This window comes from Cribrihabitans neustonicus, from assembly GCF_048820895.1.
Lineage (GTDB): Bacteria > Pseudomonadota > Alphaproteobacteria > Rhodobacterales > Rhodobacteraceae > Cribrihabitans_A > Cribrihabitans_A neustonicus.
Window position 1 is genome coordinate 382,000 of sequence record NZ_JBMERQ010000002.1, and the last position, 25,691, is coordinate 407,690.

Genomic DNA, 25,691 nt, shown 5'->3' on the forward strand with positions numbered 1-25,691 from the left:
CGCCCGGAAGCCGTTTGCCCTATTGCTTTAGGCCCGCTTCTCGCCAATCCGGGCGACGCCCAGGACCTCGAGCACCTTGGCTTCGATCTGCGGCGCGTTCATCGCGGCGATTTCGTACATGTCCTTGGGGCTGGCCTGGTCGATGAAAGTGTCGGGCAGCACCATGGAGCGGTACTTGAGGCCTTCGTCAAAGACGCCCTCGTCCGCCAGGAGCTGCGCCACGTGGGAGCCGAAGCCGCCGACGGCGCCTTCCTCGATGGTGATCAGAGCCTCGTGGTCCGCCGCAAGCTGAAGGATCAGGCCGCGGTCCAGCGGCTTGGCAAAGCGGGCGTCGGCAATGGTCGGGTTGATACCTTTGGCGGCGAGCGCCTCGGCTGCGTTCTTCACCTCGCCCAGGCGGGTGCCGAAGGAGAGGATGGCGACGCGCTTGCCCTTCTGGATCATCCGGCCCTTGCCGATCTCCAGCACTTCCGGCGCCTCCGGCATCTCGACGCCCTCGCCCTCCCCGCGGGGGTAGCGGAAGGCGATGGGGCCGCCGTCATGCGCGGCGGCGGTGGCGACCATGTGAACCAGCTCGGCCTCGTCGGCGGCGGCCATCACCACCATGCCCGGCAGGTTCGCCATGTAGGCGATGTCGAAGGAGCCCGCGTGCGTCGCCCCATCCGCGCCCACCAGACCGGCGCGGTCGATGGCAAAGCGCACCGGCAGGCGCTGGATCGCCACGTCATGCACGACCTGGTCGTAACCGCGTTGCAGGAAGGTGGAATACATCGCGCAGAAGGGCTTCATCCCGCCTGCTGCAAGCGCTGCGGAGAAAGTGACGCCGTGCTGCTCGGCGATGCCCACGTCGAAGGTGCGTGAGGGGTAGCGCTCGGCCATCAGGTTCAACCCCGTGCCATCGGGCATCGCGGCGGTCACCGCGCAGATCTTGTCGTCCTCTGCAGCGAGCTTCACCAGCGTGTTGCCGAACACGGACGTGTAGGAGGGCGCGTTGGAAGGCGCCTTCTTCTGCTCGCCGGTCACCATGTCGAACTTGGCGGTGGCGTGGCCCTTGTCGCGGGCGGCCTCGGCCGGGCCATAACCCTTGCCCTTCTTGGTGAGCACGTGGATCAGGATCGGCCCCGTCGCGCGGGATTTCACCGTGCGCAGCACCGGCAGCAGCTGATCGAGGTCATGGCCGTCGATGGGGCCCAGGTAGGAAAACCCGAGCGCTTCAAACAGGGTGCCGCCCACTGCCATGCCTTTCAGCATGTCCTTGGCGCGTTTGGCGCCCTCGCGGAAGGGGCCGGGCAGCAGTGAGACCGCGCCCTTGGCGGCGGCCTTCAGCTCCTGGAAGGGCTCGCCTGCGTAGAGCCGCGACAGGTAGGACGAAAGCGCGCCCACCGGCGGGGCGATGGACATCTCATTGTCGTTCAGGATCACGATCAGCCGCTTGCCGAGGTGGCCTGCATTGTTCATCGCCTCAAACGCCATGCCCGCCGACATCGAGCCGTCGCCGATCACCGCGATGGCATCGCCCAGCCCCTCGGGCACCACGCCGCCCAGGTCGCGCGCGGTGGCAAAGCCAAGCGCGGCGCTGATGGAAGTGGAGCTGTGCGCGGCACCGAAGGGATCGTAGGGGGACTCGCTGCGCTTGGTAAAGCCCGAGAGCCCGTCTTTCATGCGCAGAGTGCGGATGCGGTCGCGGCGGCCGGTCAGGATTTTGTGCGGGTAGCACTGGTGGGAGACGTCCCAGATTACCTTGTCGCGCGGCGTGTCAAACACCGCGTGCAGCGCCACGGTCAGCTCTACCACGCCAAGCCCTGCGCCCAGGTGGCCGCCAGTGACGGAGACGGCCGAAATGGTTTCCTGCCGCAGCTCATGTGCCAGCTGGTCAAGCTGCCGGTCGCTCAGCCCCTTCAAATCCGCCGGGCGGGTGATCTGGTCCAGAAGCGGAGTCTTGGGCCGGTCGGACATGGTATCTCCTTGGGCTGCGCCGGGCAAAATGCGGGGCGGGGCGCGCGGGGTTAACTGTCGCGGGCAATAACGAAACGCGCAGCCTGCTTCAAGGTTGCGGCCGCGGACCCATAGGGGGCAAGCGCCGCGCAGGCCTCGGCGGAAAGCTGCCGGGCGCGGTCCTTGGCGGCCTCCAGGCCAAGCAGCGAAACGAATGTCGCCTTGCCCGCCTCTGCATCCTTGCGCACCCGCTTGCCGACCTTGGCGGCGTCACCCTCCACGTCAAGAATGTCGTCGGCGATCTGGAAGGCAAGGCCAAGCGCGGTTGCATATTGCCGCAGCGGTGCCGGATCGGCGCCCGCCAGCACCGGGCCTGCGGTGGCGGACCATTCGATCAGGCAGCCGGTTTTGCGGCCTTGCAACCGGGTGATTTCTTCGAGCGTCAGGGGCGTGCCCGCGGTCTCCGCCGAGATGTCCAGCATCTGGCCCGAAACCATGCCATCCTTGCCGGAGGCGTGCGCCAGGCCGCGGATCAGGGGGAGCGCGTTTGGCCCAGTTGCGGGGGCAGCGAGCAGTTCGAAAGCGAAGCTTTGCAGGCTGTCACCCGCAAGGACAGCAGTGGCCTCGTCCCACTTGCGGTGCAGCGTGGGCTGGCCGCGGCGCAGGTCGTCGTCATCCATGCAGGGCAGGTCGTCGTGCACCAGCGAGTAGGCGTGGATGCATTCGATCGCCAGCGCCGCCTCCAGCGCGGCGCCCTCGGCAACGCCATGCAGCCGGGCGCTCTCCAGCACCAGAAAGCCGCGCAGCATCTTGCCGCCCGCGAGCGCATAGCGCATTGCCGCGTGCAGATCGTCGCCGCCCGCCAGCCGCGCCTCCGCATGGGCGGATATACAGGCCTGGGCGTCCGCGAGAGCGGCCGCAAAGGGGCGGGCACCTGCCTCCTGCACGCGTATCATGTTCAGTCTGAGTCCAGCGGGGTGGTTCCAGTGGGAGCGCCGTTAGCGTCGAGCGTAATGGCCGCGACCTTTTCCTCGGCGCGCTTCAGTTCGTCCTCGCAGCGTTTCTTTAGTGCGGCACCGCGCTCGTACAGCGCGATCGAGGCATCCAGCGCCACGTCGCCGCGCTCCAGCTGGTCGACCACGCCTTCCAATTCGCGCATCGCCTGTTCAAAGCTCATCTGTTCGACGGGGGTCTCGGTCATGATGCTGCCCTTATCAATTCTTCCACATGCGCGCGCGCCGACGCGGCCAGCGCGTTCAGATCATATCCGCCCTCCAGAGTCGAGACGATACGGCCCCCGCAGAGCTCGCCAGCCAAGGCGCAGAGTTCGGCAGTGAGCCAGGCGAAATCACCGGTGCTCCAGTTGAGGTTCGCAAGCGGATCGTCCTGATGCGCGTCGAAGCCGGCGGAGATGATGATCATCTCCGGCTTGAAGGCGCGCAGACGCGGGAAGGCCTGATCGACATAGGCCGCACGCATGTGCGGGCCATCGGTGCCGGGCGCGAGCGGCAGGTTGAGGATCTGGCCATGGGCGCCGTCCTCCTCTGGCCGGCCGGTGCCGGGCCAGAGCGGCATCTGCTGACTGGAGATGAACAGCGCGCGCGGCTCGTCCCACAAAAGGTCCTGGGTGCCGTTGCCGTGGTGCACGTCGAAATCCACCACCGCCACCCGGGCCAGCCCGTGGTGGTCGAGCGCGTGTTTTGCCGCAAGCGCCGCGTTGCCGAACAGGCAGAAACCCATCGCGGTCTCGGTTTCGGCATGGTGGCCCGGCGGGCGCACCGCGGCAAAGGCGTTCTGCACCTCGCCGCCAAGCACCATGTCCACGGCGCGGAGTGCCGCCCCCGCGGCACGGAAGGCGGCATCGAGAGAGCCGGGTGACATGAAGGTGTCGCCGTCGATCTGGGCAAAGCCCTCGGTTGGCAGGGTATCGCGCAGCTCCGCCAGGTAGGCTGCGGGATGGATACGCAGGATGTCGTCCTCCGCCGCCATCGGCGCGGTGACACGGGTGAGGTCGAGCGGTTCCAGCGCGTGCAGCACGTGCTCCAGCCGCGCCACTCGCTCGGGGTGGCCATCGGGAGTTATGTGCTGCAGGCAATCGGCGTGGGTGATGAGGGCGGTTCTGAGGGCGGCGGTCATCGGCGAGTGGTCCTCCTGCATCCGGGATTGCCGCGAGGGTAGGGGCCGCGGCAGGAGCGGGGCAAGAGGGAACTGGAGGGGGCAGAGCCGGGGCGCTGCCCCGGACCCCGGGGTATTTCGGGTCAGAAAGTGGCGCGGGGGGTGCGGATCAGAATCGGCGGGCCGGCGGCCGGGTCTGGGATCTGAGTATTCCGGGCCGGAAAGGGACGGGAGGGAGGGTGCGTGCCGGCCCGCTGCGGCGCCGCGCTGCGTGGGGGGTCAGTCGGGCGCCAGCATATAGCCTGCGCCGCGAACGGTTTGCAGGTATTGCGGCTGCTTGGGGTTCGGCTCGATCTTGCGGCGCAGCCGGGTGATCTGCACGTCCACCGCGCGTTCCTGGGCCTGGCCGCGGTCGCGGCCGAGGTCTTCGACCAGTTTGCTGCGCGAGACGGGTTCGCCGGGCTGCGCCGAAAAGATCTTCATCAGCTGGCTTTCGGTGCCGGTGAGGCGGATCAGCTCATCGCCCTGCCACATCTCTCCGCGTTCGATGTCATAGCGGATCGCACCCAGGTGCAGAACTTTGGGAGCACTGTCCTGCGCTGCGGTGTCCGGCATCCGCCGCAGAATGGCATTGACCCGCAGCAGCAGCTCCTTGGGCTCGAAAGGCTTGGCGAGATAATCGTCGGCGCCTGCTTCCAGCCCGGCGATGCGGTCGCCGGTCTCACCCTTGGCGGTAAGCAGCAGCACCGGGGTTGCCATACGGCTGCGCAGGTCGCGGGTGAGGCTGATGCCATCTTCCCCCGGCATCATCACGTCGAGGATGATAAGGTCGAAGTCCAGCCCTGCCAGCAGGCGGCGGGCGTGGGCGGCGTCGCGCGCGGCAGTCACCAGGAAACCCGCGCGGATCAGGAACTTGCGCAAAAGCCCGCGGATCCGCTCGTCGTCGTCAACGATCAGCAGGTGGGCGTCGGCCGCATTCATGGGCCGCTGTCCCTGAGCTTGGCGTAGGCGCGGCGCATGTCGGCGTCCATCATTGCCTCCAGCACCTTCTTGAAGCCCTGCACCGCGTCCGGTCCTGCCTCCTTGTAGGCGGCGCGCATGCGGGCGCGCTGGGCGTCCGAGAGTGTCGCCTCCAGCGCCGCGCCCGCCTCGGTCAGGTAGAGGTGGCGTTCGCGCTTATCGAGCTGGCCGACCCGGCTTTCCACCAGCCCGTCGCCGATCAGCGTGCGCAGCACCCGGTTCAGCGACTGCTTGGTGACGCCGAGGATCGACAGCAGGTTGTTGACCGTGGTGCCCGGAGCCCGGTTGACGAAGTGGATGGCGCGGTGATGCGCGCGGCCATAGGACATTTCCGCCAGGATCCGGTCCGGATCGGCGGTGAAGCCCCGGTAGGCGAAAAACATCGCCTCGATCCCCTGGCGCAGCTGCTCATCTGTCAGAAACAGCAGGCTTTCACTGCCAAATCCCTGCCCTGTCCGCCCTTCCGGCATTGGTGTCCCCTTCTTCGTCTTGCTTCCAGTTTAAGTCAGCCTTGTTGACATTCCAAGTCCGAAGATGTATCGAATCGAAGCTTTGGCGCAATATTATGTCCGCATCGGCCATTTCGGGCGCAACTAATGCAAACACCCTGAGGGTGAGGAGGTACCACATGGCGGGATATGAGGACCGCGACGGTTTGATCTGGATGGATGGCGAGCTGATCGACTGGCGGGATGCCAAGGTGCATATCCTGACCCATGCGATGCATTATGCCTCCTCCGTCTTCGAGGGCGAGCGCGCCTATAACGGTAAGATTTTCAAGAGCCGCGAGCATTCCGAGCGGCTGATCGCCTCGGCCAGGGCGCTGGACATGCCGATGCCCTACACGGTGGATGAGATCGAGGCCGCGAAGGAAGAGACGCTGAAGGCTTCCGGCCTGAAGGACGCCTATGTGCGGGCGCTGGTCTGGCGCGGCGCGGGTGAGGACATGGGTGTCGCTTCGGCGCGCAACCCGGTGCGGATGGCGATCGCGGTCTGGGGCTGGGGCGCCTATTACGGCGATGCCAAGATGCAGGGTGCCAAGCTCGACATCGCAGAGTGGAAGCGGCCAAGCCCGGAGACCATCCCGGTTCATGCCAAGGCTGCGGGTCTTTATATGATCTGCACCATCTCCAAGCACAAGGCGGAGGCCAAGGGCTGCTCGGATGCGCTGTTCATGGACTATCGCGGCTACGTGGCGGAGGCGACCGGCGCCAATATCTTCTTCGTGAAGGACGGCGAGGTACATACGCCACAGCCGGACTGCTTCCTCAACGGCATCACCCGGCAGACTGTGATCGGGATGCTGAAGGACAAGGGCATCACCGTCCACGAGCGCCACATCAAACCGGAGGAGATGGAAGGCTTCGAGCAGTGCTGGCTGACCGGCACCGCCGCCGAGGTGACCCCGGTGGGCGAGATCGGCCCCTACAAGTTCGAGGTCGGCGCGCTGACCCGCGAGATAGCGGAAGATTACGAGAAGCTAGTGCGGTCGTAAGCACGGCTTGCCGCGGCACGAAACCAGCCCCCGCCCTTGGCGGGGGTTTTTCTTTGGGACCATGCAAGATTGCAGCCAAGCGGTGCGCGGTGCCCCCCATCACCCGGTGACGCGGAAATGGCTGAGGTCCGCGATTTCCCTCTGCGCTGGCTATCGCTGTTCGCCCAAAACGTGTATCAGGCGGGCATGCTTCGCCGTCCTCAGCCACCTCGCCGCCGTTACACCGGCAAAATTGCCGATCCTGAGCGCTGGCACAGCTTGGAGCCGAGGCCGGGTGACATTGTGGTTTCAACGCCGCCGAAGTCCGGAACGACATGGACGCAGGGTATTCTGGCAATGCTTATATCCGGCGATCCCAACGTAGATGCCGCGATCTCCCGGAATGCACCCTGGATAGACATCGCAGCACCCGAGCAGGACGAGATAATTGCAGCGCTCAATGCTCAGACGGGCCGCCGCCAGATAAAGACTCACACGCCTCTTGACGGTATCCCCCTTTGGCCTGATCTCAGCTACATTTCCGTTTTCCGTCATCCTATCGACGTGCATTTTTCCTTTAGGCGGCACGTCAACAACATGAGACAGGATGTGCTGGGCGATATCTATCCGCACGACATTCATGAAGGATTCCGCATCTTTCTCGAAGGCGATCATCGAGACGGTGCGAGTCTTGTATCTATCGTCGACCATTTTCGCAGCGCACTGGGGTTGGCTGGCCAAAAGAACTTTTTGTGCTTGCACTACGCAGACATGATCCGCGATCTGAACGCTGCCGTCCATCAGATTGCAGAACACGTTTCCATCCTGCATCCGCGTGCTTTGATGGATGAATTGATCGAGGCGGCAAGGTTCGGGAACATGAAGGACAACGCCGAGCGGTTCGCGGTTTCAGCACGCGAGGGTTTTTGGCGGAAGGACTCGGATTTTTTCGACAGCGGCACTTCTCAAAAGTGGCTCGGCGTCCTCACGGACACAGATCTGGCCGCCTACAACGCTCGAATGACTGACCTCCTCAGCGAAGAGGAACGGCATTGGCTTGAGCATGGTGGCGGCAAATTGAGCAACGCGTTTCTGAATTCGCGCTGAACCGGCATCGGTGCAGCCGCAGGGAAAGCTCACTTCGTCCGTTTGCCGCAAAGGGCTGGCCCTGCACCGAAGATCCGCGCCAGGGAATATCGGACCAAGGGGCGCAGCAAGTGTTTGGTGCGCCGCCCGTTTCCGCTACCGTGGCTGTCAGGCGGCAGGAGGACGGGATGGAACTGGAATTTGCCTATGTCGGGCTGATGGAGCTGTGCCTGCGGCTGCTTTGTGCGGCGGCGGCTGGTGCGCTTCTCGGCCTCGACCGGGAGCTCAGGCACCGCAAGGTGGGCATTCGCACTTATATGATCGTGTCGCTCGGGGCGGCGAGCTTTGCGCTGGTGACGATGGAGATGTCGCTGCAGGCAGTGGAGCTTGAGCTGAATGCCGATCCGACCCGGTTGATGCAGGGGCTGATCGGGGCGATCGGGTTTCTGGGCGCAGGGGCGATCATCCAGGGCGACAGGCGGGTGGGCGGCATGGCGACGGCCGCGAGCCTTTGGGTCGCGGGATCTGTCGGGATGGCGTCGGGGCTGGGATTCTACGTGCATGCGGTTATTGCCGCGGCCGCGACCGCGGCAATCCTGGCAATGAGCCGCATCATGAGCAGCCGCGGCAGCGAGGACCGGCCGGACATGGATGGCTGAGTGCCAGGGTTACTGGCTGAGCAGCCATCGGGCGACGGCGGGTGCCGCGCCGTTGCGGGCGGGCCAGAGCACGTGGAAGCCCTGCTCGGCGGCAGGGTCTCCCGCTTCCGGCGCCTGCCAGACGGCTTTCAGCGGCTGGCGGCTCAGAAACGGCCGCAGTACTAGAGCAAAGCCCTGGCCGTTCACGGCGGCATCCATCGCCAGAGCGGTCTGGTTGAATTGCAGCACGCGCGCTCGCGGCAGAAGGCCCGCGGCGTGCAGCAGCCGGTCCCAGTGGCGGTGGCCGTCTTGGATCAGCTTCACCTAGCTGTTCGCAAACCAGTTGGCGGCCCAGGGGGTACGGAGAACAACATGCTGCCGGTTTCATCGACAGCCTTCCGGAAACTGAAGACCGCATGGCGTGCATCCCGATGGTGCGCTGCGGCACCGCGCGCGAGGTCTCGGCGCTGGTGGCCTGCCTCGCCTCCGATGCGGCGGCTTATACCACCGGGCAGAACATCCGCTTCGACGGCGGGCTGACCCGTTCGGTCTGAGGCATTTGGGGCGGCGCAAGGCGCCGTCCCGGTCAGCCGCCCTTGAAATCCATCATCGGCCGCGCCTTGCCGCGCTGCACGCCGAGCCGGCTTTCTCGCCAGATTACCACGGCGTTGGCAGCAATCACCAGGAGGGCGCCTGCCAGCATCACCAGCGTCGGCCACTCGTCGAACCACAAGTAGCCGATAAGGATCGCGAAGACCATCGAGGCATAGTCGTAGGGCGCCAGCATCGACGCGGGCGCAAAGCGGTAGGAGGAAGTGACGAGGATCTGTGCCACGCCTCCGATCAGCCCCGCGCCGATCAGGAGCGCCAGCGCCTGCGGCGGCGGCATCACCCAGCCGAAGGGCGCGGTCAGCAGTGCCAGGCCGGACGCGGTGAGCGAGAAGTAGAAGACGATGGCAGCGGTATGCTCGCTTTGCACCATGCGGCGGATGTGGATCTGCACAAAGCCGCGCGCAACCGTGGCGGCGAGCACCAGGATTACACCAAGGGTGGCGCCATTGCTGAGACCCTCACCGCCGCCGCTCAGCCCGCCGAGCCGCGGCCAGATCATGATCATCACGCCGAGCAGCCCCACCGCCACCGCGGTGATGCGCACGATGCGGATGGTCTCGCCCAGGAACAGGGCCGCGAGGATCAGGGTGAAAATCGGAGTGGCATAGCCGATCGCGGTGACCTCGGGCAGCGGCAGGAGCGCAAGCCCCATGAAGGTCATCCCCATCGCCGAGGTTCCGACCAGCCCGCGCCAGACATGCACCATCGGGTTGCGCGCGATCAGCCCATGCCGCAGATCGCCGCGAATGGCGAGCCAGATCACGATCACCGGGATTGCAAAGAAGGAGCGGAAGAACACCGCCTCGCCCGCGGGCACATCGTCCGAGGTGGCCTTGATCAGCGCGGCCAGCACGGTGAACAGCGCCACTGCGCTCACTTTGAGCAGGACGGCGAGTACCGGCCGATGCGATGTTAACGGTTTTGCCATGCCGCGACCCTGCGCCCGTGCGCGGGAAAGATCAATGGCTTGATTTCACGGCAGTGGCGGGCGCAAATGGCGCCGCTTCAGACAGGAGACTGCCGATGTATGACGCCAACCCGCTGATCCGCGAATTGCGTGCCGCTTCCCTCGCGCGTGAGGAAGAGGTTTTTGCAGAACTGCCCGCGGGCGGCACCGTCACGTTCGGTGCGCTGTTTGAGGGCGCCGAGCGGATGGCGGCGGCGCTGGTTGCCCAGGGCGTCGCGCCAGGGGACCGGGTCGCGGTGCAGGTGGACAAGACGATTGAAGCGATCCAGCTCTACCTTGGCACGGTGATGGCGGGGGCGGTCTTCCTGCCGCTCAACACCGCCTATACCGCGCCGGAGGTGGCCTATTTCATCGGAGATGCCACGCCCCGCGTTGTGGTTTGCGATCCCGGCCGTCTGGCGGAGACGCGAGCCGTTGCGGGCGCCGCCAAGGTGCTGACCTTGGATAGCGCAGGGCAGGGCACGCTGCGGGATCTGGCAGAGGCCGAAGAGGGGTTCGAAGCGGTTGCCCGCGCCCCGGACGATCTGGCCGCGATCCTCTATACCTCGGGCACCACCGGGCGCTCCAAGGGGGCGATGCTGAGCCATGCAAACCTCGCCTCCAACTCGCTGACACTGCGGGAGCACTGGCGGTTCACCCAAGAGGACGTGCTGATCCACGCGCTGCCGATCTTCCACACCCACGGGCTGTTCGTGGCCACCAACGTGGCGCTGCTGGCGGGCTGCCGGGTGGTGTTCCTGCCGGGGTTCGATGCGGGTGCCATCCTCGATGCGATGCCGCGGGCGACAGCGCTGATGGGGGTGCCGACCTTCTACACCCGGCTGCTGGCGCAGGAGCGGCTGACCCGCGAGCGGGCGGCGAACATGCGCCTGTTCATCTCCGGCTCCGCGCCTTTGCTGGTGGACACGCATGAGCAATGGGAGGCCCGCACCGGCCATCGCATCCTGGAGCGTTACGGGATGACAGAAACCAACATGAGCACCTCTAACCCCTACGATGGCGAACGCCGCGCGGGCACCGTGGGACTGCCGCTGCCGGGAGTGGAGGCCCGGGTGGTGAAGGACGGTGCCGAGGCCGCCCCGGAGGAGATCGGCGTGTTGCACGTGCGCGGCCCGAACGTGTTCCAGGGCTACTGGCAGATGCCGGAGAAGACCGCGGAGGAGCTCCTGCCCGATGGCTGGTTCATCACCGGCGACCTCGCGAAGATTAGCGCGGATGGCTACGTGACCATCGTGGGACGGGAGAAGGACCTGATCATCACCGGCGGCTTCAACGTCTACCCCAAGGAGGTGGAGAGCCTGATCGACGACCTCCCGGGCGTGTTGGAGAGCGCGGTGATCGGCGTGCCGCATCCCGATTTCGGCGAGGCCGTGGTGGCGGTTGTCGTGCCCGAGGGTGAGGGCTCCAGCACTGAGACCATCAAGATGGCCCTGTCCGGGCATTTGGCCAAGTTCAAGCAGCCCAAGGAGGTGATCCTGCTCAAGGCCTTGCCGCGCAATACGATGGGCAAGGTGCAGAAGAAAGCCCTGCGGGAGGAGTATGAGGGGTTGTTCGGGTAACCAACAGAGGGCAGCGCCCGAGCCTGGGTGGGCGTGAAGCGCCCTCTCGTTTTGCCAGAGGCAAACCTTTGGTTTGACGGGAGGGTCGGGCGCTGCCCGAGCCGCAAGCGGCACGGGCATTTTTGTTGAAGCGTTGCTTGTCCTTCCGGCTACATCAGGAAAATGTGCCCAAGGGAAAGCGCATTTGCTGCATCAGTTCTGATGCGCAAGCCGGTGCGCCTCTTCCTCGCGCCACTCCCGCAGCGCCTGCACGAGGATCTGGAAGGCGGAGCTGAGGAAAAGCCCGCCCATGATGCCGGCCACAATCAGGTCCGGCCAGCCGGTGGCGGTGCCCCAGACGCCAAGCGCGGCAATCATCACCGCCACATTGCCAATCGCGTCATTGCGCGAGCACAGCCAGACCGAGCGGACATTGGCATCTCCGTCCTTGTAGGCCGCAAGCAGCAGCACCGAGATCAGGTTGGCCGCCAGCGCGAGGAACCCGATGGCCCCCATCACATGCGCTGCCGGTACGCCAACGTAAAACACCTGATAGAGCGTCGAGCCAAAGACCCAGAGCCCCATCAGCAACAGGCTCACGCCCTTGCCAAGCGCCGCCAGCGCCCTTGTGCGCAGGCTGGCGCCGATCACGGCCAGCGAAATTCCGTAGGTAAGCGCATCACCGAGGAAATCCAGCGCGTCCGCCTTGAGCGCCTGGCTGCCCGCAAGCTGGCCCGCGCCCATCTCCACCGCGAACATGCCCGCGTTGATCGCGATCACCAGCCAGAGCCTGCGCTTGTACGCCGGCGATACCCCGTCAAAGCGGGCCTCGTGGTTGCAGCATCCTGCCATTGGTCTCTTGTCCCTATTCCTGATTCGGGATCAAGGTACGTGCTCTAGTCACTAGAGCGTCAAGGGGTGCTTGCGATGTTTTCCATCGGCCAGCTGTCGAAAGCCACCGGCGTGAAGGTGCCGACCATCCGTTATTACGAGGAAATCGGCCTCCTGCCCGCGGCGGAGCGGAATGCCGGCAACCAGCGCCGCTACGGGCAGGAAGGTCTGGAGGCGCTGGGCTTCATCAAGCACGCCCGCGAGCTCGGCTTTGCGCTGGAGGACATCAAGGTGCTGATGGGGCTCGACGGGCATCTGGGCACCGATTGCGCCGAGGCCGACCGCATCGCCCGCAGTCAGCTCGCCAGCGTGCGCCAGCGCATCGCCCGGCTGGAGCGGCTGGCAGCGGAGCTGGAGCGGATCAGCCATCTTTGCGACGGCGGCCACGGCGGCGAGTGCAAGGTTCTGACGGCGCTGGGCGACCACAGCCAATGCGAGAGCGAGCACAAATGAGCGGCGCCGGAACGACCGCCCGAGTAAGGTAGCGGTCCGCGCCGGCTCTTTTCAGAGCCTGATAGTCAACCGATACGGCCCTGGTTTTCGCCGACCTGGCCGCGGTGCAGCAGCAGGTGGTCGAGGATCACGCAGGCCATCATCGCCTCCGCTACCGGGACAGCGCGGATTCCGACGCAGGGGTCGTGGCGGCCCTTGGTGACGACCTCGGTCGCGGTGCCGTCCTTACGGATCGACTTTCGCGGGGTGAGGATCGACGACGTTGGTTTCACCGCAAAGCGCACCACCAGGTCCTGACCGGTGGAAATGCCGCCGAGGATGCCGCCTGCGTGATTGGAGGAATACTCCGGCCCGTTTTCGCCCATGAAGATCTCGTCGGCGTTCTCCGAGCCCTTGAGGCGGGCCGCGTTCATGCCCTCACCGATCTCCACACCCTTCACCGCGTTGATCGACATCATCGCTGCCGCCAGATCGGTGTCGAGCTTGCCGTAGACCGGCGCGCCTAGGCCTGCGGGCACGCCGCGGGCGACCACCTCGACCACTGCACCGACCGAGTCATGTGCCTTGCGCAGCGCCTGCAGGTAGTTCTCCCACTCCGGCACCGCCGCGGCATCGGGAATCCAGAAGTCGTTCTGGCCAATCGCGTTCCAGTCAAAGCGGCTGCGGTCGATCTCCAGCTCGCCCATACGGATCATGTAGCCGGTGATCTCCACATGGGGCACCAGCGTCCTGATTGCTTCACGTGCAACACCGCCCGCGGCAACACGCGCCGCGGTTTCCCGCGCCGAGGAGCGGCCGCCGCCGCGGTAATCGCGGTTGCCGTATTTCTGATAGTAGGTGATGTCGGCATGACCCGGGCGGAAGGTTTGGGCAATGTCGCCGTAGTCCTTGGAGCGCTGGTCGGTGTTCTCGATCATCAGCTGGATCGGCATGCCGGTGGACTTGCCCTCGAATACGCCCGAGAGGATCTTCACCGCGTCCGGCTCCTTGCGCTGGGTCGTGTGCTTGCTCTGGCCCGGCCGGCGTTTGTCGAGCCAGTGCTGCAGCATCGCCTCCTCCAGCGGCACGTTCGGCGGGCAGCCGTCGACGGTGGCGCCAAGTGCCGGCCCGTGGCTTTCGCCCCAGGTGGTGACGCGGAAGAGGTGTCCAAAGCTGTTCATCGGCATCGGGGTGGGTCTCCTTTGCGGGCAGGCTTAGCGGCGGGGGCCGCATGGCTCAAGCGCAATCGCATGGCTGCGGCAGGAAGGCCGGGCGGGATGGGGGCGCTGCCCCCGCCGCCTTCGGCAGCTCCCCCGGAGTATTTGCGGCAAGATGAGAGAGAGGGTTCCGCTTGTCTTTACCTGCGCACGCGCCTAGGGTCTGCGCCACCTCGGGGTGCGCGGCAGCGCTGAGATCACACCCGTTGAACCTGAACCGGCTCACACCGGCGGAGGGAAGGTCCTGGACGCATTCCACCCTTGCCCGATGCCGCAAAGGAGGATGCCATGAAACATCTTGTTTTTGCTGCGGGACTGCTTGGCGCGTCGGCGGCTTTTGCCGAGACGCCCGAACTCGTCGTCTACACCTATGACAGCTTTGTCTCCGACTGGGGCCCTGGGCCTCAGGTCGAGAAGGCCTTTGAGGAGACCTGCGCCTGCGATCTTAAATTTGTCGGCGCGGGCGATGGCGCGGCGCTGCTGGCGCGGGTGAAGCTGGAAGGCAAGCGTTCGGACGCCGATGTGGTGCTTGGTCTCGACACCAACCTCACCGCGGCGGCGAAGGCGAGCGGGCTGTTTGCGGAGCATTCCGTCAGTGCGGACTACACGCTGCCGGTCACCTGGGAGGATCAGACCTTCGTGCCTTATGACTGGGGCTATTTCGCATTCGTGCATCAAGCAGATGCCGAGGCGCCCGCCGACTTCCGCGCGTTGGCCGCGAGCGACAAGAAGATCGTGATCCAGGACCCGCGCTCCTCCACTCCGGGGCTGGGGCTCCTGATGTGGGTGAAGGCCGCTTATGGCGACGAGGCGCCGCAGGTCTGGGAGGCGCTTGCGGACAACATCGTGACCGTCACCAAGGGCTGGTCCGAGGCCTATGGCATGTTCCTCGAAGGGGAGGCGGACATGGTGCTGTCCTACACCACCTCGCCCGCCTATCACCTGATTGCGGAGGAGGATGGCTCCAAGGCGGCGGCGGCCTTTGGCGAGGGCCACTACCTGCAGGTCGAAGTCGCGGGCAAACTGGCGGCAAGCGATCAGCCGGAGCTGGCGGATCAGTTCCTGGAGTTCATGGTGTCGGATGCCTTCCAGTCGGTCATTCCCACCACCAACTGGATGTACCCGGCGGTGATGCCGGAGGCGGGGCTGCCCGAGGGCTTCGACACGCTGATCGAGCCCGGCAAGGCGCTCCTGCTGGATGAGGACGAGGCCGCGGCGCTGCGCGATGCGGCGCTGGACGAATGGCTGAGCGCGCTCAGCCAGTAAGCGCGGTTCCGGGCCTTGGCGCGGCTGCCCTGGTGGCCGCGCTGATCCTGGGCACGCTGGCGGCGGTGGCGCTCCGGGCCGAGGCCGGGCGCGGGCTGGGGGCGGCCGACTGGGCGGCGCTGCGGTTCACGGTCACGCAGGCGGCGCTGTCGGCCCTCCTGAGTGTTGCGCTGGCGGTGCCGGTGGCACGCGCGCTGGCGCGGCGGCGTTTTGCCGGGCGCAGGATTCTGGTGGCGCTGCTGGGCGCGCCTTTCATTCTGCCGGTGATTGTTGCGGTCCTGGGGCTGCTCGCGGTCTTTGGCCGGGCCGGGTGGCTGAGCGCCATGCTGGGTGTTTTCGGGCTGGAGCCGGTGCAGATCTACGGGCTGCACGGAGTGGTTCTCGCGCATGTCTTCTTCAACCTGCCGCTGGCGACACGGCTGATCCTGCAGGCCTGGCAGGAGATCCCGGCCGAGCGCTTCCGCCTTGCTGCGCAGCTGGATGCCGGGCCGCGGGCGATGTGGCGGCTGCTGGAGGCGCCGATGCTGCGCGGCGTGGTGCCGGGCGCGCTGGCGGTGGTTTTTGCCATTTGCCTGTCGAGCTTTGCCGTCGCGCTGACGCTGGGCGGCGGGCCGCGGGCGACGACCGTGGAGCTGGCGATCTACCAGGCGTTCCGCTTCGACTTCGATCTGGGCCGGGCGGCGCTGTTGTCGGCGATCCAGCTGGTTCTGACGGGCGCGGCGGCGCTTCTTGCGCTGCGCACGGCGGCGGGCGAGGGGTTCGGCAGCGGGCTGGATCGAAGCCTGCGGCGCTGGGACGGGCAAACGCTGCTGGCGCGCCTGCACGACGGTGTTTGGATCGGGCTGGCGGCAGCCTTTTTGCTGCTGCCGCTTGCGGCGATCGTGCTCGCGGGGCTGCCGGCGCTTGCAGGCCTGCCGCCGGTAGTGTGGCAGGCGGCGGGCACCTCGCTTCTGGTGGCGGCACTGAGCACCGGGGTGCTCTTGATGCTGGCCTTGCCGATGGCGGCGGCGGCGGCACTCGGGCGCGGCGGCGTGAGCGAACTGGCGGGCATTCTGGGGCTTGCGGCCTCGCCGCTGGTAATCGGCACCGGGCTGTTCGTGCTGATTTATCCGGTGGCCGACCCCTTTGCGCTGGCGCTGCCGGTGACAGCCCTGGTCAATGCGGTGATGGCGCTGCCCTTTGCGCTGCGCATCCTGGTGCCGCGGGCGCGGGAGGTGCTGGCGCGCTACGGCCGGCTGTCGCTGTCGCTGGATCTGCGCGGCTGGGATTTTGTCCGCCGGGTCTACCTGCCGCGGATGCGGGCGCAGACCGGATTTGCCGCGGGGCTGGCCGCGGCGCTGTCGATGGGGGACCTGGGCGTGGTGGCGCTGTTTGCCGATCCGGAGTTCGCCACGCTGCCCTTGCAAATCTACCGGCTGATGGCGGCCTACCGGATGGAGGCGGCCTCCGGAGCGGCACTCCTGCTGCTCCTGCTGTCAATGGCGCTGTTCTGGATCATGGACCGCGGAGGGCGCTGGCATGCTGAAGCTTGAGCACTGCCGCATCCTGAACGGCAGCTACACGGTGGATGCCGACTTCGACGTCGAACCGGGCGCTTGCGTTGCGGTGATCGGGCCGTCGGGTGCGGGAAAGTCCACTTTGGTAGAGGCGGTGGCGGGCTTCCTGCCGCTCATCCGCGGGCGCATCCTGTGGCGGGGCGGCGACCTCAGCCAGGTGCCGCCCGGCAAGCGGCCGGTGGCGATGCTGTTTCAGGACGGCAACCTGTTTCCGCATCTGACCGTGGCGCAGAACGTAGGCCTGGGGATCAGTGCGGGGCTCAGGCTCACGAGCGGGGACTGGCAGCGGGTCGAGGCCGCTTTGGCACGGGTCGGGCTGGAGGGCATGGGCGCGCGCAAGCCTGCGGCGCTCTCCGGCGGGCAGCAGAGCCGGGTGGCGCTGGCGCGGGTCTTGGTGCAGGGACGGGACATCCTGCTTTTGGACGAGCCCTTCGCGGCGCTGGGACCCGCGCTCAAGGCGGAGATGCTGGACCTGGTGGCGGAGCTGGCCCGCGAAAGCGGCGCAACGGTGCTGATGGTCAGCCACGACCCGGGCGATGCGCGCCGGATTGCGGATCAGGTGGTGGTGGTGGCAGAGGGCGTGGCTCATGCGCCGGAACCGGCGGCGGCGCTGCTGGACAACCCGCCGCCGGCATTGAAGGCGTATCTGGGCTGAAGCCAGCCCGAGCAGCGATCAGGCGGCCTCGCCCGCGGCATCAGCCATGTCCAGCGCCTTCTCCCGCGCCCGGGTGATCACCAGTGCGGCATTGGCCGCCTCGCGCCCCTTCTCCACGAAATGGGCGCGGTAGATGGCGTTGTGATGCTCCGTCTCCTGGTACTGGTGCGGAGTGAGCGAGACTGAAAGCACCGGCACCCCGGTTTTCATCCCAGCGCGCATCAGCCCGTCGACCACGGCCTGGGCCACGAAATCATGCCGGTAGATGCCGCCATCCACCACGAAGGCGGCGCAGGCCACCGCGGCGTAGCGGCCGGTGCGGGCCAGGTCTTGCGCCAGCAAGGGCATCTCGAACGCGCCAGGCACGTCGAAGACATCGACCTGCTCCGCCGGGATGCGTTCGAGGAAGCCGTCCAGCGCGCGGTCCACGATATCGGAATGCCAGTTGGCCTTGATAAAGGCATAGCGGGTGTGTGTCATCGTGATCTCTCCTTTGGTTCTGACACGTCACCCAAGGCGATCACGAGCGAAGGCGCGCACGCGGGGCGTGGCGCTTCGCACGTTCTCTTCCATCCGGACTGTAACCGTCGGCTCTGGCCTCTCACCAGATCTGCTGACACTTCCGGACCCGGAAATCCCGGACATCGGAAGCCGCTCGCGGGCTCGCGGGACCGTGCCCGCATACCGCCGGTGGGGAATTCCGCCCCGCCCTGAGAACGGAATGGACCTTGCCAAGGGAGCGGGGAGATTTCAAGAGTTACGCCAAAGGAGGTCCGCCAATGCACCCGAATCCGGTTTTCCACGATGCGGATGACGCAGCGAACCTGGCCTTCGCCAGGGAGCGGGCCTTTGGCGTCCTGGCGGTGTCCGGCGGCGCGGCGGAGACGCCGATGCTGGGTCATGTGCCCTTCCTGCTGTCGAAGGACGGTACCTGGGCCGAAATGCACCTTATGCGCTCCAACCCGATCGCGCGCGGGTTGAAGACGCCGCGTCCGGCCAGGCTCGCGGTGAGCGGGCCGGACGGCTACATCTCCCCCGACTGGTACGGGCTGGACGATCAGGTGCCGACCTGGAACTACGTGGCGGTGCATCTGAGCGGCGAGCTGGAGCTGCGGCCGCAGGCGGAGTTGCGCGGCCTGCTGGACCGCCAGTCGGCGTTCTACGAAGCGCGTCTGGCGCCGAAACCGGCGTGGAGCGCCGCGAAGATGGCCCCGGAGGCGCTGGCGCGGATGATGCGGATGATCGTGCCGGCGCGGATGCGGGTCCGTGCGGTGGAGGGGACCTGGAAACTCAGCCAGAATAAGCCGGCAGAGGTCCGGATGCGGGCCGCTGCGTCGGTCCAAGACGGGCCGGGCGCGGGTCTGGCGGAACTCGTCGTTCTCATGCGCGCCGCCCGGAGCTGAAATACCCGGCCGCGGCCGTATACACATAAAGGAACACCAAGGAGGACACCCGTTGAAACTGATCTACTCGCAGACCTCGCCCTTCGTGCGCAAAGTGCTGGTTTTGCTGCATGAGACCGGCCAGCTTCAGGACGTGACCCTAGAGCCGGCAGCGACGACGCCGGTGGCGCCGAGCCCGGATGTGCGCGCGGCCAATCCGCTGGGCAAGATCCCGGTGCTCGAACGCGACGATGGGCCTGCGCTATATGACAGCCGGGTGATCTGCGCGTACCTGGATGCGCGCGGCAGCGGCGGCCTCTACAGCCGGGGCTGGGACAGCAAGGTCCTGGAGGCTACGGCCGACGGCATCATGGATGCGGCCGTGCTGATGTCGTACGAAAAACGGCTGCGCCCCGAGGACAAGCGCTGGGACGAGTGGCTGCAGGGCCAGCAGGCGAAAGTGCTGGACGCTTGCGCGGCACTGGAGGCACGCTGTATGAGCCACCTGCAGGGCAAGCTGGACATCGGCCAGATCGCTATCGCCTGCGCGCTGGCATATCTGGACTTCCGCCACCCCGAAACCGGCTGGCGGCGGCGCTGCGGCGCGCTGGCCGGCTGGCTCGACGGGTTCGAATCGCGCCCCTCCATGCAGGCGACGAAACCTCCCGCGGCCTGAGCAATGCAGCACCCGGCCCTTGAATTCCGCGGCGCCTGGGCCAACATGGGGTGAAACTGTCACAAAGACGCAGCACAATCCGAGGGCTGCGTCTTTGTGCGCGCCTTTGAGCGCTGGACGAAAGCCGTTCTCCCCGCTAGATACCGCGCCAGAGCCACCGCGAGCGATCGCGGTGCATGCGCATGTTTGCCCTAAACGGGCGCTGGAATTGGAGAAAACCTCGTGTCCCACGCAGAAGACCACGAAGGAACCCGGAGAGATTTCCTCTACTACGCCACTGCCGGCGCCGGGGCAGTGACCGCGGGCGCCGCCATTTGGCCCCTGGTCAACCAGATGAACCCCTCGGCTGACGTGAAGGCGCTGTCCTCGATCCTGGTCGATGTCAGCGGCGTGGAAGTAGGCACGCAGATCTCCGTGATGTTCCTGGGCAAGCCGGTGTTCATCCGCCGCCGCACCCCGGAAGAGATCGAAGAAGCCCGCCAGGTGGACATCAGCGAGCTGATCGACCCGCTGGCGGAGAACGCCAACAAGCCGGGCGTTCCGGCCACCGACGAGAACCGCACGCTGGACGAAGCCGGCGAATGGCTGGTGATGATGGGCGTCTGCACCCACCTGGGCTGCGTTCCGCTGGGTGACGGCGCGGGCGACTTCAACGGCTGGTTCTGCCCCTGCCACGGGTCGCATTACGACACCGCCGGCCGCATCCGCAAAGGCCCGGCACCGGAGAACCTGCATATTCCCGTCGCCGAGTTCGTCGACGAAACCACCCTCAGACTCGGATAACGGAGGCACTTATGTCGGGTATTCCGCACGACCATTACGAGCCCAAGACCGGTGCCGAAAAGTGGCTGCACAGCCGCCTGCCCATTGTCGGCCTGCTCTATGACACCATCATGATCCCCACGCCCAAGAACCTGAACTGGATGTGGATCTGGGGTATCGTTCTGACCTTCTGCCTAGCCCTGCAAATCGTCACCGGCATCGTGCTGGTGATGCACTACACGCCGCATGTTGACATGGCTTTTGCCTCGATCGAGCACATCATGCGCAACGTGAACGGCGGCCACATGATCCGCTACCTGCACATGAACGGCGCCTCGCTGTTCTTCGTTGCGGTCTATGCGCATATCTTCCGCGGTCTTTACTACGGGTCCTACAAGGCCCCGCGCGAGATCACCTGGATCATCGGGATGCTGATCTACCTGCTGATGATGGGCACCGCCTTCATGGGCTACGTGCTGCCCTGGGGCCAGATGTCCTTCTGGGGCGCGACCGTGATCACCGGCCTGTTCGGCGCCATCCCCTTCATCGGCGAGCCGATCCAGACCTGGCTGCTGGGCGGGCCTGCCGTGGACAATGCCACGCTGAACCGCTTCTTCTCGCTGCACTACCTGCTGCCCTTCGTCATCGCGGGCCTGGTGATCGTGCACATCTGGGCTTTCCACACCACCGGCAACAACAACCCCACCGGTGTTGAAGTCCGCCGCGGCTCGAAGGCCGAGGCCGAGAAGGACACGCTGCCATTCTGGCCGTATTTCGTGATCAAGGACCTGTTTGCCCTGGCTGTGGTGCTGGTGGTGTTCTGGGCGATCGTCGGCTTCATGCCGAACTACCTCGGCCACCCCGACAACTACATCGAAGCCAACCCGCTGGTGACGCCCGCGCACATCGTGCCGGAATGGTACTTCCTGCCGTTCTATGCGATCCTGCGCGCCTTCACCTCCGAGGTTTGGGTTGTGCAGTTTGCCTCCTTCGTCACCGGCGGCATCATCGACGCGAAGTTCTTCGGCGTGATGGCGATGTTCGGCGCTATCCTGGCAATGGCGCTGGCGCCCTGGCTGGACACTTCGCGGGTCCGTTCGGGCCGCTACCGGCCGATGTTCAAATGGTGGTTCGCGCTGCTGGTCGTCGACTTCTTCGCCCTGATGTGGCTGGGCGCAATGCCCGCGGAGGAGCCCTACGCCTCCTTCTCGCTGATCGCGTCGGCCTACTGGTTCGCCTACTTCCTGGTGATCCTGCCGCTGCTCGGCGTGATCGAGAAACCGGAGCCGCAGCCCGCCACCATCGAAGAGGATTTCGAAGCCAAGAAGGCCAAGAAGTCCGGTGCTGAAGCCACTCCCGCCGAGTAAAAAGAAGGAACACCTGACTATGTTCAAGAAACTGGCAACCGGTGCCGCCTTCGCTCTGGCCCTGATCCCTGCTGCGTCTTTCGCAGCAGGCGGCGGCGAACAGCATATCACCGACTATGACTTCTCGTTCGAGGGGCCGTTTGGCGCCTATGACCGCAACCAGCTTCAGCGCGGCCTGCAGGTCTACACCGAGGTCTGCGCGGCCTGCCACGGGCTGAAGCAGGTGCCGATCCGCACCCTGTCCGACGAAGGCGGCCCGCAGCTGCCCGAGGATCAGGTGCGTGCGTATGCAGAGGAGTATTTCACCGTCTACGATCCGGTTCTGGATGAGGACCGCCCGGCCAAGCCGGTCGATCACTTCCCGGAAAACAACAACGCCGGTGCGCCGGACCTCAGCATGATGGCCAAGGCGCGGGCAGGTTTCCACGGCCCCTATGGCCTCGGCCTGAACCAGATGTTCAAAGGCATGGGCGGTGCGGAATACATCGCGTCGCTGCTGACCGGCTATACCGGCGAGAGCAAGACCGAAGCGGGCGTCACGCTTTACGAGAACACCGCCTTCCCGGGCGGCTGGATCTCGATGGCGCCGCCGCTGTCGGACGAACAGGTCGAATTTGCCGACGGCCACGCCAACGATGTCGAGGCGATGTCGAAGGACGTTTCAGCTTTCCTGATGTGGACCGCTGAGCCCAAGATGATGGCACGCAAGCAGGCAGGCTTTGTCGGCGTGCTGTTCCTGACGCTGCTGTCGGTGCTGCTGTATCTCACCAACAAGCGCATCTGGGCGCCGCACAAGGGCAAACACCTGAGCTGATCAATTGCTCAGCCGTGAAAGTGAAACCCCCGCTCCGAAAGGCGCGGGGGTTTTTGCTTTCCCTGCGGGGAAGGGGCGCTGCCCCTCTGCACGCCAGGCGCGCATTCACCCCGGGGTATTTCGGGTCAGAAAGTGGCGCCGGGCCTTCAGGCGCCTCCGGTTTCAGTGCAGGGTGTCGATCAACAGGTGTGGTATGCCGCCGGAGGCTTTCTGCGGTGAGCGGCCACTGCCGTCTATGGTGGCCGAAACCCGCTGGCGCAGGTTGGAGAAGCTGCCAAAGCGCACCACATCGACGGGGCTGTCGAACTTCAGGGTAATGCGCCGGTGGCCCTGGCAGCCAAGGGCAGAAAGGCTGAGGATTTCACCAGTGAAGCGCTGGCCGAGGTAGCGGCCTTCGACTCGCATGCCGATCTGGAACCCGGGTGTACGGGAAGCGCGGGCGCGCAATGTGTTCCAGTCCCGGTAACCGTAGTAATGCGCAATGCGCTCCAGCGCGGTCGCGTGGGGGATCGGAGGGCCGTTTTTCGCTGCTTCTCTGCGCAGCAGGCGGGCTTCGGTCTTGAGCTGCTGGAGAGATGGGAGGGCGGAGGGTGACTTCATGGGAGAGCCTTTCGCGTCTGGCGCGCGGTGCCATTGCGGATAGGGCTCGCCTTGCTATCCCGGCCTGCGCGCGGGCGTCAGCTGAATGTCACTCCCGGATTTCACCATGGCCACAGGCCGCGAGCGGCGGGTATCCGGCACCCGCGAACGATCCTAAAGCCAAGCGGGCGCGCTCTCAAGCCCGGGCGAGCGCTTCAGGCCGCGAGTTGCGTGCCGGCCACACCGCGGATGGTGGCGGTGACGATCGCGCCTTCCTGCTGGGGGGCGGCGAAGGCCACCTCGGTGAACTGCTCGGTGCGGCCCATGTGCGGGTTTTCCATCAGGATATGGTGGGTCCGGCCCACCTGCTCCGAGAGGTGGCGTGCGACTTGGGCATCGCCGGCGGCGCGCAGGCGGGCGGCGCGCTCCTTGATGACCTTGCCGTTCACCTGTTTCGGGATTTTCGCCGCCGGGGTGCCCTCGCGTTTGGAGTAGGGGAAGACGTGCAGCCAGGTCAGGCCGCAATCGGTGACCAGCTTCAGCGAGTTCTCGAAATGCGCCTCGGTCTCGGTCGGAAAACCCGCGATGATGTCGGCGCCGAAGGTCATTTCGGGGCGCAGGCGGCGGGCTTCCTCGCAGAAGGCAATGGCATCGTCGCGCAGGTGGCGGCGCGCCATGCGCTTGAGGATCAGGTCGTCGCCGTGCTGCAGGGACAAGTGCAGATGCGGCATCAGCCGCGGTTCGGTGGCAATCGCCTGCATCAGGTTCTCGTCCGCCTCGATCGAATCGATGGAAGAGATCCGCAGCCGCGGCAGGTCCGGCACCAGCTTCAGGATCCGCATCACCAGATCGCCCAGCCGCGGCTGCGCCGGCAGGTCGGCGCCCCAGGAGGTGAGGTCCACGCCGGTCAGCACCACCTCGTTGTAGCCCTTGTCCACCAGCCGCTTGATCTGGTCGATCACCACGCCTGCGGGCACCGAGCGGGAGTTGCCGCGGCCGTAGGGGATGATGCAGAAGGTGCAGCGGTGGTCGCAGCCGTTCTGTACCTGCACGTAGGCGCGCGAGCGGGTGCCGAAGCCGTCGATCAGGTGGCCTGCAGTCTCTTTCACCGACATGATGTCGTCGACCTGCACCTTCTCCGTCCGGCCGATGAAATCCGGACCCTTGGCGATCTGTTCCCAGGTGTCGGCCTGCATCTTCTCGGTGTTGCCGATGACGCGGGTGACCTCTTCCATCGCGGCGAAGGTCTCGGGCTCGGTCTGGGCGGCGCAGCCGGTAACGATAATCGGCGCTTCGGGGTTTTCCCGGCGCAGGCGGCGGATTTCCTGGCGCGCCTTGCGTACAGCTTCAGCCGTCACCGCGCAGGTGTTGACCACCACGGCGCCGGTGAGGCCCGCGTGCTTGCTCAGCTCCTTCATTGCCTCGGTCTCGTAGGCGTTCAGCCGGCAGCCGAGGGTGGTGAACTTGGGCGCGCTCATGCCAGGCTCTCCAGGAAGGCAGCGGTGAGGCTGCCGGTGAAGACGTGGACGGTGGGGCCGGTCATCCAGACGCCGTCCTCGCGCCAGTCGATCCACAGCGTGCCGCCGTCCAGGTCGACCTGAACCCTACGCCCCGTCAGGCCACGGCGCGCAGCCGCGACTGCGGCGGCGCAGGAGGAGGACCCCGACGCCAGCGTCACGCCCACACCGCGCTCCCAGACCCGCATGCGGAGCCGGTCCCTGCCCGTCACTTCCGCCACCTGCACGTTGGCGCGCTCCGGGTAGAGCGGGTGGTGCTCGTAGCGGGGGCCGAATTCCTCCAGCGGGATCACCTCGGCATCTTCCACGAAAAAGGTGCAATGCGGGTTGCCCATACCGGTAGCCGTCGGGCCGCCCTCGATAGGCAGCTCAAGCGTGTCCGCGTCCTCGGCCAGCGGGATGTCCCGCCAATCGAGCTGCGGCAAGCCCATGTTGACGGAGGTGAGCCCATCCCCGGCATCGCGCGCGGTCAGGGAGCCGCGGCCAGTGGTGAGACGCAGCTCGGTCTTGCCGCTTTCGTCCATCAGATGGCGCGCGACGCAGCGGGTGGCGTTGCCGCATGCAGCCGACGTGGAGCCGTCGGCGTTGTAGAAAACCAGATGCGCATCCGCCCCGCCCTCGCCCGGCGCAATCACCGTAAGCTGGTCGAATCCCACGCCGAACTGCCGGTGCGCGATGCCCCTGGCCAGCGCCGGGGTAATCTCCACCGCGCGGGCGCGCGCGTCGACAATGACAAAGTCATTGCCCAGCCCGTGCATCTTCATGAAAGGGAAAGCGGTATCTGCCGGAGTGCTCATGGCGGGCATATAGACCCGTGCCAAAGATGAATCCAGCCTTGCTGCGAGAAAGTTGAAAAAAAGGGGTTGACCCCCTGCGCTACTCCCCCTAGATACGCCGCCTATCGGGACAGCGCGGCACACGCTGCCAAGCCAGCCCGAAGCGAAATAAGCGCTTGAACCTCTTGGGAAAAACGCTTAGACCGCGACGAAGAAGTGGGCCGTTAGCTCAGTTGGTAGAGCAACTGACTTTTAATCAGTGGGTCGCAGGTTCGAATCCTGCACGGCTCACCACTTCCTCCCCCGGACAATGTGCGCCAGCGGAACGCAGCCTTCAGGCTGCTGTTCATGGCCGGTGCTGGCTGCGGGCGGCGCCGGGGCGCCGCTGCCGCTGGCCGCGGCAGCTGCTGGCTGCC

28 protein-coding genes, 1 tRNA gene and 2 riboswitches are annotated in these 25,691 nt (G+C 66.0%); of the genes, 15 read left to right on the forward strand and 14 right to left on the reverse strand.

Features of this window, described 5'->3' with window-relative positions:
- Positions 1 to 27: 27 nt before the first annotated feature.
- From dxs to ACOHWE_RS06970, 6 genes are all read right to left on the reverse strand, one after another.
- Positions 28 to 1,956, reverse strand: a complete 1,929-nt coding sequence (dxs, locus tag ACOHWE_RS06945) for a 1-deoxy-D-xylulose-5-phosphate synthase (RefSeq protein WP_420665215.1) — start codon at positions 1,954 to 1,956, stop codon at positions 28 to 30.
- Between the two features lie 50 nt (positions 1,957 to 2,006).
- Complete coding sequence (locus tag ACOHWE_RS06950) at positions 2,007 to 2,891, reverse strand: polyprenyl synthetase family protein (RefSeq protein ID WP_420665216.1); 885 nt, start codon at positions 2,889 to 2,891, stop codon at positions 2,007 to 2,009.
- Positions 2,892 to 2,893: 2 nt separating this feature from the next.
- A complete protein-coding gene (locus ACOHWE_RS06955) occupies positions 2,894 to 3,136 on the reverse strand; it encodes an exodeoxyribonuclease VII small subunit (RefSeq protein ID WP_420665217.1) in 243 nt (80 codons plus the stop codon).
- Positions 3,133 to 4,071 carry a histone deacetylase family protein gene (locus ACOHWE_RS06960; protein WP_420665218.1) on the reverse strand — a complete coding sequence of 313 codons (939 nt, stop codon included), beginning with the start codon at positions 4,069 to 4,071 and terminating at the stop codon, positions 3,133 to 3,135. Before ACOHWE_RS06960 ends, ACOHWE_RS06955 begins: the two co-directional genes overlap by 4 nt.
- Positions 4,072 to 4,329: 258 nt before the next feature.
- A complete protein-coding gene (locus ACOHWE_RS06965) occupies positions 4,330 to 5,031 on the reverse strand; it encodes a response regulator (RefSeq protein WP_420665219.1) in 702 nt (233 codons plus the stop codon).
- Entirely contained in the window at positions 5,028 to 5,540 is a 513-nt protein-coding gene (locus ACOHWE_RS06970) for a MarR family winged helix-turn-helix transcriptional regulator (RefSeq protein WP_420665220.1), read from the reverse strand. Before ACOHWE_RS06970 ends, ACOHWE_RS06965 begins: the two co-directional genes overlap by 4 nt.
- 158 nt (positions 5,541 to 5,698) lie before the next feature.
- On the opposite strand from ACOHWE_RS06970, the gene ACOHWE_RS06975 reads away from it, so the two are divergent.
- From ACOHWE_RS06975 to ACOHWE_RS06985, 3 genes are all read left to right on the forward strand, one after another.
- The gene (locus tag ACOHWE_RS06975; RefSeq protein WP_420665222.1) at positions 5,699 to 6,565 is read left to right on the forward strand and encodes a branched-chain amino acid aminotransferase; all 867 of its coding nucleotides are present in this window, start codon (positions 5,699 to 5,701) and stop codon (positions 6,563 to 6,565) included.
- Between the two features lie 117 nt (positions 6,566 to 6,682).
- Positions 6,683 to 7,651, forward strand: coding sequence for a sulfotransferase domain-containing protein (locus ACOHWE_RS06980; protein WP_420665224.1), 969 nt, complete (start codon positions 6,683 to 6,685; stop codon positions 7,649 to 7,651).
- 167 nt (positions 7,652 to 7,818) lie between these two features.
- Positions 7,819 to 8,289 carry an MgtC/SapB family protein gene (locus tag ACOHWE_RS06985; RefSeq protein ID WP_420665225.1) on the forward strand — a complete coding sequence of 157 codons (471 nt, stop codon included), beginning with the start codon at positions 7,819 to 7,821 and terminating at the stop codon, positions 8,287 to 8,289.
- Between the two features lie 9 nt (positions 8,290 to 8,298).
- Here ACOHWE_RS06985 and ACOHWE_RS06990 read toward each other — a convergent pair whose 3' ends face one another.
- The gene (locus ACOHWE_RS06990; RefSeq protein ID WP_420665227.1) at positions 8,299 to 8,592 is read right to left on the reverse strand and encodes a LysR substrate-binding domain-containing protein; all 294 of its coding nucleotides are present in this window, start codon (positions 8,590 to 8,592) and stop codon (positions 8,299 to 8,301) included.
- A gap of 92 nt (positions 8,593 to 8,684) precedes the next feature.
- On the opposite strand from ACOHWE_RS06990, the gene ACOHWE_RS06995 reads away from it, so the two are divergent.
- Positions 8,685 to 8,822, forward strand: a complete 138-nt coding sequence (locus tag ACOHWE_RS06995; RefSeq protein WP_420665228.1) for an SDR family oxidoreductase — start codon at positions 8,685 to 8,687, stop codon at positions 8,820 to 8,822.
- A gap of 32 nt (positions 8,823 to 8,854) precedes the next feature.
- Here ACOHWE_RS06995 and ACOHWE_RS07000 read toward each other — a convergent pair whose 3' ends face one another.
- The gene (locus ACOHWE_RS07000) at positions 8,855 to 9,808 is read right to left on the reverse strand and encodes a DMT family transporter (protein WP_420665229.1); all 954 of its coding nucleotides are present in this window, start codon (positions 9,806 to 9,808) and stop codon (positions 8,855 to 8,857) included.
- 95 nt (positions 9,809 to 9,903) lie between these two features.
- Between ACOHWE_RS07000 and ACOHWE_RS07005 the strand changes: the two genes are divergently transcribed.
- Positions 9,904 to 11,406 carry a malonate--CoA ligase gene (locus ACOHWE_RS07005; RefSeq protein ID WP_420665231.1) on the forward strand — a complete coding sequence of 501 codons (1,503 nt, stop codon included), beginning with the start codon at positions 9,904 to 9,906 and terminating at the stop codon, positions 11,404 to 11,406.
- A 192-nt stretch (positions 11,407 to 11,598) separates the two neighbouring features.
- Here ACOHWE_RS07005 and ACOHWE_RS07010 read toward each other — a convergent pair whose 3' ends face one another.
- On the reverse strand, positions 11,599 to 12,237 hold the full coding sequence (locus ACOHWE_RS07010; protein ID WP_420665232.1) for a cation efflux transmembrane domain-containing protein: 639 nt from the start codon (positions 12,235 to 12,237) through the stop codon (positions 11,599 to 11,601).
- 75 nt (positions 12,238 to 12,312) lie between these two features.
- On the opposite strand from ACOHWE_RS07010, the gene ACOHWE_RS07015 reads away from it, so the two are divergent.
- On the forward strand, positions 12,313 to 12,729 hold the full coding sequence (locus tag ACOHWE_RS07015) for a MerR family transcriptional regulator (protein ID WP_420665234.1): 417 nt from the start codon (positions 12,313 to 12,315) through the stop codon (positions 12,727 to 12,729).
- 65 nt (positions 12,730 to 12,794) lie between these two features.
- On the opposite strand, the gene aroC is transcribed toward ACOHWE_RS07015, so the two are convergent.
- Entirely contained in the window at positions 12,795 to 13,895 is a 1,101-nt protein-coding gene (gene aroC / locus ACOHWE_RS07020) for a chorismate synthase (protein ID WP_420665235.1), read from the reverse strand.
- Positions 13,896 to 14,089: 194 nt separating this feature from the next.
- Positions 14,090 to 14,181: riboswitch (TPP riboswitch) on the forward strand.
- 32 nt (positions 14,182 to 14,213) lie between these two features.
- On the opposite strand from aroC, the gene thiB reads away from it, so the two are divergent.
- The 3 genes from thiB to ACOHWE_RS07035 are packed head-to-tail and all read left to right on the forward strand — an operon-like array spanning position 14,214 to position 17,402.
- Positions 14,214 to 15,191 carry a thiamine ABC transporter substrate binding subunit gene (gene thiB, locus ACOHWE_RS07025; protein ID WP_420665237.1) on the forward strand — a complete coding sequence of 326 codons (978 nt, stop codon included), beginning with the start codon at positions 14,214 to 14,216 and terminating at the stop codon, positions 15,189 to 15,191.
- Entirely contained in the window at positions 15,167 to 16,723 is a 1,557-nt protein-coding gene (locus ACOHWE_RS07030; RefSeq protein ID WP_420665239.1) for an ABC transporter permease family protein, read from the forward strand. The genes thiB and ACOHWE_RS07030 overlap by 25 nt, the downstream gene beginning before the upstream one ends.
- Positions 16,710 to 17,402: a thiamine ABC transporter ATP-binding protein gene (locus ACOHWE_RS07035; protein ID WP_420665241.1), complete on the forward strand. Its 693-nt coding sequence runs from the start codon at positions 16,710 to 16,712 to the stop codon at positions 17,400 to 17,402. The genes ACOHWE_RS07030 and ACOHWE_RS07035 overlap by 14 nt, the downstream gene beginning before the upstream one ends.
- A gap of 18 nt (positions 17,403 to 17,420) precedes the next feature.
- On the opposite strand, the gene ACOHWE_RS07040 is transcribed toward ACOHWE_RS07035, so the two are convergent.
- Positions 17,421 to 17,882, reverse strand: coding sequence for a 6,7-dimethyl-8-ribityllumazine synthase (locus ACOHWE_RS07040; protein ID WP_420665242.1), 462 nt, complete (start codon positions 17,880 to 17,882; stop codon positions 17,421 to 17,423).
- Between the two features lie 77 nt (positions 17,883 to 17,959).
- A riboswitch (FMN riboswitch) is annotated at positions 17,960 to 18,124 on the reverse strand.
- 57 nt (positions 18,125 to 18,181) lie between these two features.
- On the opposite strand from ACOHWE_RS07040, the gene ACOHWE_RS07045 reads away from it, so the two are divergent.
- The 5 genes from ACOHWE_RS07045 (at position 18,182) to ACOHWE_RS07065 (ending at position 22,403) form a co-directional block, all read left to right on the forward strand.
- On the forward strand, positions 18,182 to 18,805 hold the full coding sequence (locus ACOHWE_RS07045) for an FMN-binding negative transcriptional regulator (RefSeq protein ID WP_420665244.1): 624 nt from the start codon (positions 18,182 to 18,184) through the stop codon (positions 18,803 to 18,805).
- A gap of 52 nt (positions 18,806 to 18,857) precedes the next feature.
- On the forward strand, positions 18,858 to 19,460 hold the full coding sequence (locus ACOHWE_RS07050) for a glutathione S-transferase (RefSeq protein WP_420665245.1): 603 nt from the start codon (positions 18,858 to 18,860) through the stop codon (positions 19,458 to 19,460).
- A 222-nt stretch (positions 19,461 to 19,682) separates the two neighbouring features.
- Positions 19,683 to 20,243, forward strand: a complete 561-nt coding sequence (gene petA / locus ACOHWE_RS07055; protein WP_420665247.1) for a ubiquinol-cytochrome c reductase iron-sulfur subunit — start codon at positions 19,683 to 19,685, stop codon at positions 20,241 to 20,243.
- Between the two features lie 11 nt (positions 20,244 to 20,254).
- Positions 20,255 to 21,589 (forward strand): cytochrome b, encoded by a 1,335-nt coding sequence (gene petB, locus ACOHWE_RS07060; RefSeq protein WP_420665249.1) that lies wholly within the window; start codon positions 20,255 to 20,257, stop codon positions 21,587 to 21,589.
- 19 nt (positions 21,590 to 21,608) lie between these two features.
- The gene (locus ACOHWE_RS07065; protein WP_420665250.1) at positions 21,609 to 22,403 is read left to right on the forward strand and encodes a cytochrome c1; all 795 of its coding nucleotides are present in this window, start codon (positions 21,609 to 21,611) and stop codon (positions 22,401 to 22,403) included.
- Positions 22,404 to 22,565: 162 nt separating this feature from the next.
- Here ACOHWE_RS07065 and ACOHWE_RS07070 read toward each other — a convergent pair whose 3' ends face one another.
- From ACOHWE_RS07070 to dapF, 3 genes are all read right to left on the reverse strand, one after another.
- Positions 22,566 to 23,003: a glyoxalase superfamily protein gene (locus ACOHWE_RS07070; RefSeq protein WP_420665252.1), complete on the reverse strand. Its 438-nt coding sequence runs from the start codon at positions 23,001 to 23,003 to the stop codon at positions 22,566 to 22,568.
- A gap of 194 nt (positions 23,004 to 23,197) precedes the next feature.
- Positions 23,198 to 24,460, reverse strand: a complete 1,263-nt coding sequence (gene mtaB, locus ACOHWE_RS07075) for a tRNA (N(6)-L-threonylcarbamoyladenosine(37)-C(2))-methylthiotransferase MtaB (RefSeq protein ID WP_420665253.1) — start codon at positions 24,458 to 24,460, stop codon at positions 23,198 to 23,200.
- Positions 24,457 to 25,305 carry a diaminopimelate epimerase gene (gene dapF / locus ACOHWE_RS07080; protein ID WP_420665255.1) on the reverse strand — a complete coding sequence of 283 codons (849 nt, stop codon included), beginning with the start codon at positions 25,303 to 25,305 and terminating at the stop codon, positions 24,457 to 24,459. Before dapF ends, mtaB begins: the two co-directional genes overlap by 4 nt.
- A gap of 188 nt (positions 25,306 to 25,493) precedes the next feature.
- On the opposite strand from dapF, the gene ACOHWE_RS07085 reads away from it, so the two are divergent.
- A tRNA-Lys gene (locus ACOHWE_RS07085) sits at positions 25,494 to 25,569 on the forward strand.
- The last annotated feature ends 122 nt before the right edge of the window (positions 25,570 to 25,691 follow it).